Below are 16157 nucleotides of genomic sequence, written 5' to 3' on the forward strand. Positions count from 1 at the left end.
TTTATTTTTTGTTTAAGGGGTTTGGCAATATTTTTGGTATTTTTTAGATTTTTATTACCGTTGGTAAATTATTTTTAATTGTAATTATTTGCGTTTTTTATATTCCTTTTTTATCTTTTTATAATATTTTTTGTGTTTTTATATCAACCAAAATTATTTAACTTATTGTTTTTATTTTAAATTTATATAACAACGATGGTGTTGAATGTTGATTTCAAATTAAACTATTCTACTGCCAGATGACCATTTTCATTGACTAACTCACCAAAATAAAACAACGCATCAGTGTTTAAATCTAATTTGTTTTATCTCATCACTATTTTTATTGCGAGGTATGGTCATTAATAAACTTATTGGCTGACTTAATGTTCATATTGGGACAATTAATTCGAATGCTGGTATTGGATGCTCATTAAATGGAATGATGCTTGCGTTGTAAGATAAGATGTCTGAATAAGGATAAAATTCACTATAAACATTTAATTAAATAGTTACCAACAAACAAGTTGTCAATCTATTTTGTTACGGGTAATGAATAAAGGAGCTATTCTAATATGAGTAATAACGCCAGTTTATTAGTCAATTCAGGCAGCGGTTCTTCTCAGGTCATCTCTCTTGATACAGGCAAACCAATAAAAATAAAATTCCAACCTGGTAGCCAATATCTGCTAAAAAATGCCGATGATAACTATGCACCGAAGAAGGTAACGCTTCAGCGCAATGGTGACGATCTGTATGTCATTTTGGATGGGGAAGAGAATCCGGTTATCGTTGCTGAAGATTATTATGTTTCTGGTAACAACCAACCTTTCCTCGGAATGGGGGATGATGGACAGCTTTATGCATACCCGGCAGCGAATGAGGATGGTTCATTAACTTCGGTTTCTCTTAGTGGTGCACCGCAAGGGGATGCCTCCTATCTGTTTGAAAGTGCGGAATACGCTGATAGTAGTGTTATGTCGTCATGGCCATGGTTTTTAGGCGCTGCTATTGTTGGGGGCGCAGGTATTGGCTATGCGATCTATGATCATAATAAAGATGATGGTGGTAACTCGTCTTCTTTCTCTCCTTTAGGATCTCAACCTGAAACTCAGCCAGAGGCTCAACCAGAGTCTGAAGCTGGGCCAGAACCTCAACCCGAGCCAGAACCGGAGCCTTTACCGAATCCGGGTGGTGCAATAGATGATACTCTCGCAACCCCTGTGGTTGGCGATATGAGTTCAGATCAAAGCTAAACAATGATTCAGGGCACGGGAGAAGCGGGTTGTACTATTACTATTTATGACAATGGTGAAGCCATTGGCTCAACGATTGTCAGTGCAGAAGGCAACTGGGTTTTTACTGCTGATACCGTTTTAATCGATGGTTCACACAATATTTCTCTTATCCAAACCAGTCCATCAGGGGTAACTAACGGCTCTGCGGAAGATTTTCCGTTTATTGTTGATACCGTGCCGCCAGCGACACCGGTAATTAACGATATTGCTGGCGATAGTTCATTACCAACCTTCTCTGGCGAAGGTGAGCCAGGCAGTACCATTACTATTTTTGATAACAATACCGAGATTAGCCCGGCATTTATGGGTAGAAATACCGCCGGAAACGGCAATGTTATTGGACAAGTGATTGTAGGTGAAGATGGTAAATGGAGCTTTACGCCAGACAGTCCTTTGCCTGCTGGCGAACACCATATCACCGTTATTGCAACCGATAAGGCCGGAAATCAGAGCTCGCCATCAGAAGAATGGGTTCTTACCATCCATCCTACGGCGTTGGAAGTACCTACTATTGAGTCCGTAATCGATGATGTTGGCGGTTATCAGGGCATGTTACAAAATGGCGATAACACCGATGACTATACGCCAACCTTTAGCGGTAAAGCTGAAGCCGGTGGTATGGTTATTCTTTATGGCAACGGTCAAATTATTGGCTCTACCGTAGTTGATACCAACGGTAACTGGACATTTACCCCAGCAACACCATTAGCCATGGGTGAGTATGACTTCACCGTCGCAGCAATGGATGCAGCGGGTAATATTAGTGACCAAAGCGGATCGATTCATCTGATTCTTGATGGTGTGGTGATACCGAATTTTGTTGAAATCACCCATATTATCGATGATGTGGGAGCCGTAACCGGTTCACTTGCCTCTAACGATGTCACTGACGATGCTCGCCCGCAGATTAGCGGGACGGCAACCCCAGGCCATGCGATCAATATTTATGACGGCGCAGTACTGCTGGGTTCTACGGTTACTGATGAAAATGGTAATTGGAGCTTTACACCAGAAGTTGATTTAGCCGATGGCCGACACAGTTTTAGCGCGGTTGCAGTTGATGCTGCCGGTAATGCCAGCAGCCCAACGGCCGAGTTTGTAGTAACGATTGATACTGCTGTGACTCCAAATCCGGAAGAACCAGCTTCACCAACGATTGACCTGGTACAGGATGACGTAGGTGCAGTACAGGGCAATTTGAGCAATGGCAGTATCACTGACGACAATCGACCCACTCTGGTAGGTAGTGCTAACCCTGGCCACATTGTGAACCTGTATGACGGCGATATGTTACTGGGATCTACCGTGGCAGACGCTCAGGGTAACTGGAGTTTCACGCCGGTTGCATTGCCTGACGGCCCGCACTCTTTCTATGTCACAGGTACCAACAGTGCGGGCGAGACTAGCTAGCCATCACCAGAGTTTTCCTTATCCATTGATACAACGTCATTTATGACCTTTATCGAGCGGGTGGAGGATAACGTGGGTGCTGTCACTGGTAATGTCGCTTATGGCGATTCAACGGATGACGCGCGTCCGGTAATCAGTGGAACGGGTCATTCCGGCGAGACGGTAATTATTTACGCGAACGGTAGTGAATTGGGTCGTACCACAGTGGCGGCAGATGGCAGTTGGAGCTTTCAGCCAGAGTCACCGTTAATGGACGGTCACCATGAGTTAACCGTAGCAGTCATAGATGCATATGGTAACACCAGTGCTCCTGGTGCCTCATTTGATATTGTTATTGATACGATTGCACCTGCATCACCAACTATTGAGTCAGTCATTGATGACGTTGGTGGTTATCAGGGCATGTTACAAAATGGCGATGAAACCGACGACTATACGCCAACCTTCAGCGGTAAAGCTGAAGCCGGTAGTATGGTTATTCTTTATGGCAACGGCCAAATTATTGGTTCTGCCGCAGTTGATGCCAACGGTAACTGGACATTTACTCCAACAACACCATTAGCTATGGGTGAGTATGACTTTACCGTCGCGGCAATGGATGCAGTGGGTAACCTGAGCGACCAGAGCGGAGCGATTCATCTGATTCTTGATGGTGTGGTGATACCGAATTTTGTTGAAATCACTCAGGTCGTTGACGATGTGGGTGCGGTAACCGGTTTAGTTTTCTTTAATGGTGTCACTGATGATGCTCGTCCGCAGATTAACGGGACGGCTACACCAGGCGATATCATTAATCTTTATGATGGTGAGGTACTGTTAGGTTCCACTGTTACTGATGAAAACGGCCAGTGGAGCTTTACACCAGCAGTTGATTTAGCTGATGGACAACACAACTTTACCGCGGCAGCGGTTGATGTGGCCGGTAACATTGGCAAGCCAACCGATGAGTTTGTGGTATTTGTGGATACAGTGGCACCCGAATCACCGACTATCGAGTCAGTTATCGATAATGTTGGTGGTTATCAGGGCATGCTGCAAAATGGCGATGAAACCGACGACTATACGCCAACCTTCAGCGGTAAAGCTGAAGCCGGTGGTATGGTTATTCTTTATGGCAACGGCCAAATTATTGGTTCTGCCGCAGTTGATGCCAACGGTAACTGGACATTTACTCCAACAACACCATTAGCTATGGGTGAGTATGACTTTACCGTCGCGGTAATGGATGCAGTGGGTAACCTGAGCGACCAGAGCGGAGCGATTCATCTGATTCTTGATGGTGTGGTGATACCGAATTTTGTTGAAATCACTCAGGTCGTTGACGATGTGGGTGCGGTAACCGGTTTAGTTTTCTTTAATGGTGTCACTGATGATGCTCGTCCGCAGATTAACGGGACGGCTACACCAGGCGATATCATTAATCTTTATGATGGTGAGGTACTGTTAGGTTCCACTGTTACTGATGAAAACGGCCAGTGGAGCTTTACACCAGCAGTTGATTTAGCTGATGGACAACACAACTTTACCGCGGCAGCGGTTGATGTGGCCGGTAACATTGGCAAGCCAACCGATGAGTTTGTGGTATTTGTGGATACAGTGGCACCCGAATCACCGACTATCGAGTCAGTTATCGATAATGTTGGTGGTTATCAGGGCATGCTGCAAAATGGCGATGAAACCGACGACTATACGCCAACCTTCAGCGGTAAAGCTGAAGCCGGTGGTATGGTTATTCTTTATGGCAACGGCCAAATTATTGGTTCTGCCGCAGTTGATGCCAACGGTAACTGGACATTTACTCCAACAACACCATTAGCTATGGGTGAGTATGACTTTACCGTCGCGGCAATGGATGCAGTGGGTAACCTGAGCGACCAGAGCGGAGCGATTCATCTGATCCTGGATGGCGTAGTGGTTCTGAATTTTGTTGAAATCACTCATATCATTGACGACGTAGGGGCAGTAACCGGCTCACTTGCCTCTAATGATGTTACCGACGATGCTCGTCCACAGATTAGCGGGACGGCTACCCCAGGTCATGTCATCAATATTTATGATGGTGAAATACTGTTAGGTTCCACAGTTGCTGCTGCTAACGGTGAGTGGAGCTTTACGCCAGCAATGGATCTGGCGGATGGCCGACACAGTTTTACCGCGGTTGCGGTCGATGCTGCCGGTAATGCCAGCACTCCAACGGCTGAATTTGTAGTGACTATTGATACTGTTGTAACTCCAAATCCGGAAGAACCAGCTTCACCAACGATTGACCTGGTGCAGGATGACGTGGGTGCAGTACAGGGCGATTTGAGCAGTGGTAGTATTACTGACGACAATCGACCTACTCTGGTAGGTAGCGCTAACCCTGGTTACATTGTGAACGTATATGACGGCGATATGTTACTGGGATCTGCCGTGGCAGACGCTCAGGGTAAATGGAGCTTCACGCCGATTGCATTGCCTGATGGTCCGCACTCTTTCTATGTCACAGGTACCACTAGTACTGGCGAGACCAGCCAGCCATCTCCGGAGTTTTCTCTATCCATTGATACGATGCCATTTATGGCATTTATCGATCGAGTGGAAGATAACGTGGGGGCTGTCACCGGTAATGTCGTGAATGGTGGTGCAACGGATGATGCGCGTCCGCTAATCAGTGGAACGGGTCAGGCTGGTGAGACGGTAATTATTTACGCGAATGGTAGTGAATTGGGTCGTACCACAGTGGCGGCGGATGGCAGTTGGAGCTTCCAGCCAGAGTCACCGCTAATGGACGGTCACCATGATTTAACCGTAGCAGTCATAGATGCACAGGGTAACACCAGCGCTCCTGGTGCCTCATTTGAGATTGTTATTGATACGATGGCACCAGTCCCGGTTAGCGATCTGGTGATTACCGATGATGTTGGTATCTATCAGGGCGTGCTGCAACACGGTGATGTGACCGATGACTATACGCCAACCTTTAGCGGTAAAGCTGAAGCGGGCAATACAGTATTTATTTTTGCTAATGACCAGCTTATGGGTTCTGCAGGGGTAGATGCTAACGGCAACTGGACATTTACGCCAGCCATGCCATTGCCGATGGGTGACTATGACTTTACTACTGTAGTGGAAGATCCGGCTGGTAACCGTAGCGAAATCAGTGAGCCTGTTCATCTGACGCTGAATAGTGATGTGATACAAGACTTTGTTGAAATTACTCAGGTTATCGACGATGTGGGTATGGTGACTGGTTCTGTTCCGCATAATGGTGTTACTGATGATGCACGTCCGCAGGTTAGCGGGATTGGCTCTGCTGGTCAGCAGGTGATTGTTTACGCTATCGCTCATGAGGGAATGCGTGAAATAGGTCGTGCAACGGTAGATGCTGATGGTAAATGGAGCCTGAAATCAAACATCGCATTAGCTGAAGGTAGAAATGAGCTGATAGCGGATCTGATGGACTCCGATGGCAATCTATTACTGGTATCGTCAGTTTATGCCATTACGGTTGATATTACAGCGCCAATGCCAGTCACCGATTTGGTGATTACAGATAATGTGGGTGACTATCAAGGCGTACTGAAAAACGGTGATAATACCGACGACTATCAGCCAACCTTTAGCGGTAAGGCTGAAGCAGGCAACACGGTATTTATTTTTGCTAATGACCAACTGATGGGCTCTGTCAGAGTCGATGCTAATGGCGACTGGACGTTTACGCCAGCCATGCCGTTACCGATGGGCGACTATCAGTTTACCACTATGGTGGCAGATCAGGCTGGTAACCGTAGCGAAATCAGCGAGCCTGTTCATCTGATTCTGGATGGCGTGGTGATACCGAACTTCGTTGAAATCACTGAGGCTATTGACAATGTGGGTATGATAACCGGTTCTCTTGCCTCTAATGATATCACTGATGATGCTCGCCCTCAGATTGCCGGGAACGCTATGCCAGGCGATATCATCAATATTTATGATAGTAAGATACTGCTGGGTTCCACAGCGGCTAGTGAAAGTGGTTATTGGAGCTTTATACCAACAGTTGATTTAGCCGATGGTCAACACAGCTTTACTGCTGCGGTAGTTAATGCTGCGGGTAACGTTGGCAAGCCAAGCGCCGAGTTTGTGGTCATCATTGATACTGTGGCTCCGGCATCACCGATTATCGAGTCTGTCATCGATAATGTTGGTAGTTATCAGGGTATATTGAAAAATGGTGATGTGACCGACGATGCTACTCCAACCTTTACTGGTAAGGGAGAAGCGGGCAATATTATTGTCATTTATGCTAACGACCAAATGATCGCTACCGCTCTGGTGAATGCTGGTGGTAACTGGACGTTCACGCCAGCCACCCCATTACCATTAGGCGAGTATCATTTTACTGTTGCAGCGATAGATCCTGCGGGTAACCAGAGTGCCCAAAGTGGATCGATTAATTTGATAATTGATAATTCTGGAACACCACCGGTTATTCAGATCACTCAACTGATTGATGATGTGGGTTCTGTGACCGGTGAACTGGCTGCCAATAGCGTTACTGATGATGCTCGTCCACAGATTATGGGTGTGGCAATGGCCGGTAATGTGGTCAAAATTTACGATGGCGAAATTGAAATAGGTTCTACCATTGCAAATGAGAGCGGACAGTGGAGCTTTACGCCAGCATTTAATCTGGCTGATGGTGAGCACCGTCTGACTGCATCAGAAGTTGATGTTGTGGGTAACTATAGTCCACGAAGCCCTGAGTTTGTCTTTACCGTGGATACTATTCCATCAGCTACTCCGACCATTGAGTCCGTATCTGCTGATTTCCGTGGCGATCTGACTAGCGGTACTGCCATTAATAATGGTACACCGACGTTGAAGGGCACGGCAGAGCAGGGTAGCGTGGTGAACATTTTTGATAATGGTATCCTTCTGGGCTCGACCATTGCCGACAGCGACGGTAAGTGGAGCTTTACGCCAACAGCAGAGTTGTCAGAAGGCGAACATGCCTTTACGGTGGCGGGTAATACGGGTTCTCCGTCAGGCGAGTTTACGGTGATCGTGGATTATGATCTCCATATTCATCCACCGGTACCAGAAGAGCCATCGGTGCCGACCATTGATGTGGTGATCAACGACGCTCAGGAAGTGGTGAGCAATGGTGGTGTCAGCGATGACTTTACGCCAACGCTACTCGGTAAAGGCGAATTGGGAGATATCATCCATGTGTATGACCGTGGTGTTCTGCTGGGTAGTGCGGTAGTTAATGATGATTATAACTGGAGCTTTACCCCTGAGTTGCCATTATCAGATGGAAATCATGTTTTCTTTGTTACTGCAACCAATGCTGCGGAAGTAGTAAGTCAGCAGTCAGCGGATTATGTGGTTATCCTTGATTATCCAGTGAGTTATCCAGACCTGGCGATTACCGAGGTACTTGATCAAGTTGGCGCTATCACTGGTAACCTTAGTATTGGTGATATAACGGATGATCCTCGTCCGGTTATTAAGGGGACGGGTACTGCTGGTGATATGGTCATTGTCTATACTACTGGTCAGCATGAACTAGGGCGGACCATGGTTGATGCCGATGGTTTATGGAGTTTACGTCCGGTTAATCCACTACCAGAAGGTGACAATGCGCTGACTGCTGTCGGAGTTAATGCCGACGGTGAGATGACTATGCCAACGCCTTCGTTCACTATTAATATCTCATGTGGTATGCCTTTGTTCCCTGCACTGATTGAAAGCGTATTGGATGATGTGGGTGCGATACAAGGCATGCTACAAAAAGGTGATATTACCGATGACAACCTTCCAACGCTGAAGGGAGTTGCCAATAGCGGCAACATTGTCTCTCTTTATGACCATGATGTATTAATTGGTTCAACACAGGCTGATGCAAGCGGCAAGTGGTCATTTACACCAATCTATTCATTGGCAGATGGTGAGCATAAGATCACGGTTACTGCGACGGATACTCTGCATGGTAGAGTTAGTGAACCATCTGGCGTGTATAACTTCACTGTTGATACAACGGCTGATGTCGGAGAAGGCGTAATGGCTGTTGCTCTGGGCGATGTTCTGCGTGTCGGTTCTGATGAGCTAACGTTTACCGCTGACAGTGAGAAACAAAGCTCGCTACAGACAGAAAATGTAGCAGTAGCGCAGAATCACTACCAATCAGAAGGCAGTAGTTATAACGTTTGGACGATGGGGGCTTCAACGGTTGAGGTTCCGGTTGAGAACGTGGTGAATCCGGTCATTCTGTAATTAGTTGTCAGCACTGAACGAGCGTCAAACAGTGATTGTTCTGATAAAAAACCGGCCTGTTGTTCAGGCCGGTTTTATTTTATGACTTACCTGAAAGTCATAGCTAATTGAAAACCCCTTGCAGAATAGTGTTCACAATCAAGGTGGTTGCGGCAACCAGCACCAGATCATCACCCACCGCGTACCATTCATAACCAGAATAGCGTGGCAGGCCGTTTAGCATGGTCACCGGTACCATTTTTTTAGCAATTCCAGGAGGCAGCGGTTTACCCCGGGCTAAATTTTTGGCAATACCCGGTGGTAGAGGCTTATAACCAATAATGCCATAGTTAACCGCCATTCCTCTGGCCTGATCGAACGTAATGGTGACGCTGATATTATCGTGGTCATCTTTCCCATTTCCCTTGTTTTTATTTCCTTTGTTGCCTTTGTCTTTATGGTCATGTTGTTTCTGGCTATTACCTTTGCCATTACCGCCAGGATCGGCATTTACTGGCGCAGTGCCCATCACTAAAGGTATTAATGCTGCAAATATGAGAGCGGTGAATTTTTTGCTCATAGTGTGGAGCCTTCTCTGAATGATTTATTGTCTGAATTAATATTAGCAGCGGTTGATGAGGGCTTCCGTCAGTATGGATGAGCTAACTGTAAAAGAAGTGATAATGGTTGTAACTACAGATAAGATCGGATGATGTGGTGAATAAGTAAAAAAGCCCGGAAATAAAGCTATTTCCGGGCTTTCAGTTTAAGGCAAACGTGGCCAAAACGACCACGTTTTACCGACTACAGCAATTGAGTTCGTACCCCAACCCCATATTCAGAATATGCATCCACTTAGAAATCCCCATCAGCACCAGATTTACAGTTACATCTTCCTGAGAAGAAACCTTCAACAGGTAATAACTGGCCCTATTTTTGGTTTAATCAAAATGTGATCTGTCTTTTATTTATAAATAATATTATTTCAAAGTTAATTATTTATAAGTGGATAATTAGCTGTGTTTTGTGATTTTTTATAAAGCCTCAAGGGTTATGTCCGGGTTGCTTGTCTTTCATGATTATTCGATTAATCGATTGTTTATAAAAGGTAGTTTTGGTTGTTTGCGGCAATGCTAATTATGGCGTAGCCGTAAAAAATCGTCGAGTAAGTACGCTTACTTGCTCGGCGTCGGCTTGGGATAAGGAGGAACCCTGGCTGATTAGTAAGGACATGGAGACATTAAAAATTAGTCCTTTTCATTCAGGCCGTTTTTATTTTTTTAGATGTATCAACTAATAGAAATAGAAATAGAAAGGAATCCCAGTTTCAGAATGTACCCCTGAAAGGCATTCAGTTAAGAGTGATGCGCTCAACTGGCGATCAAAAATTAGTCATGGATAAGGAGTTTGTTCTCTCATGGGAAAAAATATTAATTTGTTGGTTAATTCCGGGGGCGCTAGTTCTCAATCGATTGCTCTTGATGCAAATAAGCCGGTTAAAATTCAACTCCAGGATGGAAATAAATACATCCTGAAGAATCAGGATAATGATTATGCCCCGGAACATGTGACACTAAAACGTCATGGTAACGATCTGAACGTTATTTTAGACGGTGATACCAACCCCGCCATTGTTATTGATGATTATTATGTTTCAGGAAACCAGCAACCATTATTGGGCGTGGCTGAAGATGGCCAGTTATATTCCTATATTGCTACCGATGCGGCGGGTAACGGCTATACGTTGGTTGATGAAGGGGTTACATCGGTTGCATTAGGTGGCTCTTCATTAGGTGACAGTAGCTATTTGTTTGAAAGCGTAGAATATAATAATGGTTTGATGGCATCCTGGCCGTGGTTTTTAGGTGCTGCCGCGATTGGCGGTATCGGATATGCCATTTATGATAATAATAAAGATGATGATAGCCACTCTTCATCACAGCCAGCAACCCAGACAGAATCGCAACCAATCTCCCCGCCTGATCCACAGTCAGAATCTCAACCGGAACCTTTACCGACTCCCGATAATGGCATTGATGATGTCAGTAATATAGCTATCCCAGCGGTTTCCGGTACCAGTACAGCTGAAAATAAAACCACTATTTATGGTGTTGGAGAAGCAGGGGAGACAATTACCCTTTTCGATAATGGTCAGGCAATTGGTTCTGCTGTGGTCAAAGGCGATGGTCAGTGGCAATTTATAGCCGAAGTGACTTTGGACCAAGGGCTACACAACATTACCCTGACTCAAACGGGGATATCCGGTTCAACCAGTAGTTCGTCAGGGGCTTTCTCATTTACCGTTGATACTGTTGCTCCAGCCCAGCCAGTAGCCAGCAACATTGTGATTGATAGTTTGTCAGGTTCTGTTTTATCGGGAAAAAATATTGCCAGTACTTTGCCAACCTTCTCCGGAGAAGGTGAGCCGGGCAGCATCATTACTTTTATGGATGACACCTCGGCCAGTAAACAAAGCGTTATGGGTAAAAGTGGTAAGCACTTGCTTATGGCGGGTGATCCTATCCTGATGTCTGACGGTAGCCAGATCATTGGTCAGGTGACAGTTGGTACAGACGGTAAGTGGAGTTTCACGCCGGATAAACCTTTGGCTGAAGGCCCGCATCATATCACTATGGTAGCTATGGATAGCGCCGGCAATAAAAGTGCCCTGTCGGAATTGATGTCGTTTGAAGTAGATATCACGGTGCCTGAAGTACCAACCATTGAGTTTGCCCAGAGTGATATTGGTGCTGTACGAAATACCCAACATAACGGTGAGAGTTCATATGATTTCACTCCAACGCTAAACGGTAAAGCTGAGGCTAACAGTGTAGTGAAACTGTATGATGGCTCAGTACTATTAGGCTTCACTCAGGCAGATTCAAGTGGACAATGGAGTTTTACGCCAAGCTTTGTGCTGACAAAGGGATCACATCGATTTACCGCAACCGCAACGGATAAAGCGGGTAACACCAGTACTTCCGGTGAGGTATTTAATCTTGTCATTAAAGACCTTCCTGATTCAACAGATCCATATCCAACGGCGATTGTGGCAGTTCTTGATAACGCTGATGATATGAGTAGTTACATATTCTCAGGTGGTACCAGCCATACTGCTCGTCCGTATATCTCGGGTGTTGGTGCCGTTGGCGATACCATCATTATTTATACGCAGGATAGCAATGGTAAGCATGAGGTTGGTCGTACCGTTGTTGAACTTGGTAGTGAGTGGTGGACAGTTATTGATGTGCCCCTGTTGCCCGGGGTAAATGTCTTTACCGCGATAGCAATTGATCCGTCAGGTAACCCTTCTAAACCAAGTGAACCTTACATTATCAATACATCTGTTGTTTCTTATTCTGTAGCGGTGATTGAAGAAGTTGTGGATGATGTTGGCGCTATTTCAGGTGCGGTGATGAGAGGTGAGATTACCAATGATAATCAACCAACAATCTCAGGTGTGGCACCGGCTGATATTATCGTCAATGTTTATTGCAACGATGTAATCATTGGCAGTACTCAGGCAGATGCCAAAGGTCACTGGTCATTTACTCCGGAAACTACATTAGCTGATGGTATATGTAATATCTCGGTGAATACCACGGATATTTTGGGGCAGTCGACCCAGAAAATGGGCGTCTTCAGCTTTGAAATTGATACCACAATACCCGCACATCCCCGAATTCTTGGGTTGATTGATAATGAGAACTCTATCACCGGTAAGTTGCCACTTAATGGTGATACTGAAATGGTGGTGACTAATGATACCAGCCCTCAAATATTTGGTGTTGCCAAACCGGGTAGCGTCATTGAGGTTCACAGTCTTGGGCATACGGTAGGAACAACCGTTACATTATCTGATGGTAGCTGGAGTTTTACGTTAGATAGCAATTTAACATCAGATAAATATACGGTGATGGTATGTCAGCTAAATGACTGGGGAGGCGTCGCGTTTGAAAGCCCGGCGTTTGAATTCATTGTGGATTCTGGTGTTCCAGATATTCCTGTTATTGAGTTTGCAACTTACTATACCGGTTCAGGGGATGGGGTCTTAAACAATGGTGACACTACGAGTAAAAGTTCACCAAAACTGGTTGGTAAAGCTGAAAGTGGCAGCCTGGTCAAAATCTATGATGGCATCATAGCCAGTGATGATGGTGGTGTATTGTTGGGCATGGTCAAGGCTGATGATACAGGGCAGTGGAGTTTTTATGTAAATATGTGGGGAAGTAGCGGTGAGCATTTATTCACGGCAACTGCTACGGATAAAGCTGGTAACGTTAGTGAGGGGGCTGTTCCATTTGGCCTGAATTATGTGTCTAATTATTCATTGCTGGCGACTAATCTGGCGGTGTCTTATGAGAATCATAGTGTTGGGAATGATGTCGTAATACTAAAAAGCCAAAGCTTACCGTCAGACGAGGGAATATCTCAGCCGCCGCAGGCTTCAGCAAAAGCTTCTGAAGCGACCAGCACTATGACGGTTAGTTTGAATGATGTCTTACGTTTGGGATCCGAAGAATTAACTATGGGAACAGGTAACAAATCACCAGTTGTTAATAGTGATGAAAGTAATCTATCGCGCTTAGACGAAACGGGTGCTCAGTTAAGCGTATCGCAAAATAATCCGTATAACCTCGGGATTATAGCCGCTTTAAACGTTGAGGCTTTAACGGAAAATACAGTGCATGTCATTATGTAATCCACTAATCAAACAGCGATTGTTCTGATAAAAAACCGGCCAGTTATTCAGGCCGGTTTTGTTTTCTATGGTCAAATTTTACTGACTACAGCAACTGAGTCTGTGCTTCAGCCGCCGCCAGCGCGACCATATTCACGATACGTCTGACGGAAGCGATCGGCGTCAGAATATGTACCGGCTTGGAAATACCCATCAGTACCGGACCCACGGTCACACCTTCCGAAGAAGAAACGCGCAGCAGGTTATAGCTGATACGAGCTGATTCCATATTTGGCATAATCAGAATGTTCGCTGCACCTTTCAGCGGGCTGTCTGGCATTACATCGTTACGGATGCTTTCTACCAGAGCTGCGTCACCGTGCATTTCACCGTCAATTTCCAGCTCCGGAGAGGCCAGTTTTACCAGCTCCAGTACCCGGCGCATTTTACGAGCGCTTGGGCTGTCAGAAGTACCAAAACTGGAGTGAGACAACAGAGCGACTTTTGGCACGATACCAAAACGGCTTACGGTTTCTGCTGCCATTAGCGTGATTTCTGCCAGCTGTTCTGGCGTTGGATCATCATTGACATAGGTGTCAGCAATAAAGGTATTGCCGCTTGGCAGGATAATGGCGTTCATGGCACAGGCGGTATTAACTCCGTCACGATAGCCAAATACTCCTTTAAGCACCTCATAATGCTCATGATAGCTGCCGATAGTGCCGCAAATCAGGCCATCAGCTTCACCACGTTGAACCATAATGGTGCCAATCAGCGTTGGGTTACCAATCACTGCGCGCTGAGCCTGTTCGCGAGAGACCCCTTTACGCTTCATCAACTGATAGTACTCATTCCAGTATTCATTGAAACGTGGGTCGGACTCGTTATTCACAATCTCAAAATCTTTACCTGCAACAATCTGCAGACCCAATTTTTTGATGCGCATTTCAATCACGCTTGGGCGACCAATCAGAATTGGATATGCCAGCCCCTGAGAGACGATATCCTGAGTGGCATGAAGTACGCGTTCTTCTTCCCCTTCAGCCATCACAATCCGCTTCAGCGCTTTCTTCGCCTGAGAGAAGATTGGCTTCATAAACAGATTGGTTTTGTAGATGAACTGGGTCAGATGCTCAACGTAGGCATCCATATCGGTAATTGGGCGCTCTGCAACCCCGGAGTCCATCGCTGCCTGAGCTACAGCTGGCGCGATTTTTACAATCAAACGCGGGTCAAATGGTTTTGGAATCAGGTATTCTGGTCCAAAAGAGAGTTCCTGATCGCCATAGGCGGAAGAAACCACATCACTCTGTTCAGCCAGCGCCAGATCGGCAATAGCCCGCACCGCGGCCAGTTTCATTTCTTCGTTGATCACGGTAGCGCCAACATCCAGAGCGCCACGGAACAGGAATGGGAAGCACAGAACGTTGTTGACCTGATTTGGATAATCCGAACGGCCGGTGCAGACGATAGCATCCGGACGCACCGCTTTCGCCAGTGGCGGCAGAATTTCTGGTTCCGGGTTAGCCAGCGCCAGAATCAATGGATTCTTCGCCATGCCTTTCACCATGTCCTGAGTTAATACGCCAGGACCTGAACAGCCAAGGAAGATATCTGCACCATCAATGACTTCAGCCAGACTGCGTTTACCGCTGTCTTTTACTGCGTAAAGTGCTTTGTTCTCTTCCATGTTCTCGTCGCGGCCCTGATAGATAACGCCGCGTGAGTCACAAACGGTAATATTCTCTTTGGTCATGCCCAGCGCAACCAGTAGGTTCAGACAGGCAATCGCCGCCGCACCAGCACCGGATACCACCAGCGTGACATCGCTGATTTTTTTATCCACTACCCGCAGGCCGTTTAATACCGCGGAGGCACAGATAATGGCAGTACCGTGCTGATCGTCGTGGAATACAGGAATTTTCATGCGCTTGCGCAGCGCTTTCTCAATATGGAAACACTCTGGCGCTTTAATATCTTCCAGGTTGATACCGCCAAAGGTTGGCTCCAGAGAAGCAATAATCTCAATCAGCTTATCCGGGTCAGATTCGTCAACTTCAATATCAAATACGTCAATACCGGCGAATTTTTTGAACAGTACGCCTTTACCTTCCATGACGGGTTTTCCGGCCAGGGCTCCAATGTTGCCCAAACCGAGTACGGCTGTGCCGTTAGAGATTACCGCTACCAGATTGCCACGGGCAGTATATTTGTAAGATGCCTGAGGGTCGGCGGCAATTTCTAAGCAGGGCGCAGCAACGCCCGGCGAGTAAGCCAGTGCCAGATCGCGCTGGGTAGCCAGTGGTTTGGTTGGCGTTATTTTAATTTTTCCTGGTACAGGAAACTGGTGGAAATCAAGAGCGCTTTGTTTTAATTGTTCGTCCATTATCGTGTCCTTTTCAGGGTGGTACAGGGCGACGCCGTGATACCCCGGAATAGATATAGGGTAATTATTAAAGACTGATGAGATGCAGCATCGTTATTGTTCATCTTCCACTATAACTGTTTCTTTACGTACTTATTCATTATAAAGCACAGTTAGACAGCAATCTTAACATTAAATTAAT

Annotated in this window: 6 protein-coding genes; 4 read left to right on the plus strand and 2 right to left on the minus strand. The window is 46.0% G+C overall.

The features are described 5' to 3' along the window. Window positions 1–554: 554 nt before the first annotated feature. From GOL65_RS00255 to GOL65_RS00265, 3 genes are all read left to right on the plus strand, one after another. Window positions 555–1235 carry a hypothetical protein gene (locus GOL65_RS00255; protein ID WP_140920431.1) on the plus strand — a complete coding sequence of 227 codons (681 nt, stop codon included), beginning with the start codon at window positions 555–557 and terminating at the stop codon, window positions 1233–1235. A 3-nt stretch (window positions 1236–1238) separates the two neighbouring features. Further along, window positions 1239–2687 carry an Ig-like domain-containing protein gene (locus tag GOL65_RS00260; RefSeq protein ID WP_140920432.1) on the plus strand — a complete coding sequence of 483 codons (1449 nt, stop codon included), beginning with the start codon at window positions 1239–1241 and terminating at the stop codon, window positions 2685–2687. A gap of 72 nt (window positions 2688–2759) precedes the next feature. Continuing rightward, window positions 2760–8930: an Ig-like domain-containing protein gene (locus tag GOL65_RS00265; protein ID WP_179038103.1), complete on the plus strand. Its 6171-nt coding sequence runs from the start codon at window positions 2760–2762 to the stop codon at window positions 8928–8930. A 103-nt stretch (window positions 8931–9033) separates the two neighbouring features. Here the strand turns inward: GOL65_RS00265 and GOL65_RS00270 are convergent, their stop codons facing one another. After that, a complete protein-coding gene (locus GOL65_RS00270; protein WP_140920434.1) occupies window positions 9034–9489 on the minus strand; it encodes an anti-virulence regulator CigR family protein in 456 nt (151 codons plus the stop codon). 837 nt (window positions 9490–10326) lie between these two features. Between GOL65_RS00270 and GOL65_RS00275 the strand changes: the two genes are divergently transcribed. Next, window positions 10327–13611 (plus strand): Ig-like domain-containing protein, encoded by a 3285-nt coding sequence (locus GOL65_RS00275; RefSeq protein ID WP_140920435.1) that lies wholly within the window; start codon window positions 10327–10329, stop codon window positions 13609–13611. Between the two features lie 85 nt (window positions 13612–13696). On the opposite strand, the gene maeB is transcribed toward GOL65_RS00275, so the two are convergent. Then, window positions 13697–15976 (minus strand): NADP-dependent oxaloacetate-decarboxylating malate dehydrogenase, encoded by a 2280-nt coding sequence (gene maeB / locus GOL65_RS00280; RefSeq protein ID WP_140920436.1) that lies wholly within the window; start codon window positions 15974–15976, stop codon window positions 13697–13699. Window positions 15977–16157 lie beyond the last annotated feature (181 nt).

Origin of the sequence: Limnobaculum xujianqingii (assembly GCF_013394855.1) — a bacterium.
Taxonomy (GTDB): Bacteria; Pseudomonadota; Gammaproteobacteria; order Enterobacterales; family Enterobacteriaceae; genus Limnobaculum; species Limnobaculum xujianqingii.

Coding starts and splice junctions, on each gene's coding strand:
- GOL65_RS00255 (WP_140920431.1), top strand. CDS start 555: ATGAGTAATAACGCCAGTTTATTAGTCAATTCAGGCAGCGGTTCTTCT.
- GOL65_RS00260 (WP_140920432.1), top strand. CDS start 1,239: ATGATTCAGGGCACGGGAGAAGCGGGTTGTACTATTACTATTTATGAC.
- GOL65_RS00270 (WP_140920434.1), bottom strand. CDS start 9,489: ATGAGCAAAAAATTCACCGCTCTCATATTTGCAGCATTAATACCTTTA.
- GOL65_RS00275 (WP_140920435.1), top strand. CDS start 10,327: ATGGGAAAAAATATTAATTTGTTGGTTAATTCCGGGGGCGCTAGTTCT.
- maeB (WP_140920436.1), bottom strand. CDS start 15,976: ATGGACGAACAATTAAAACAAAGCGCTCTTGATTTCCACCAGTTTCCT.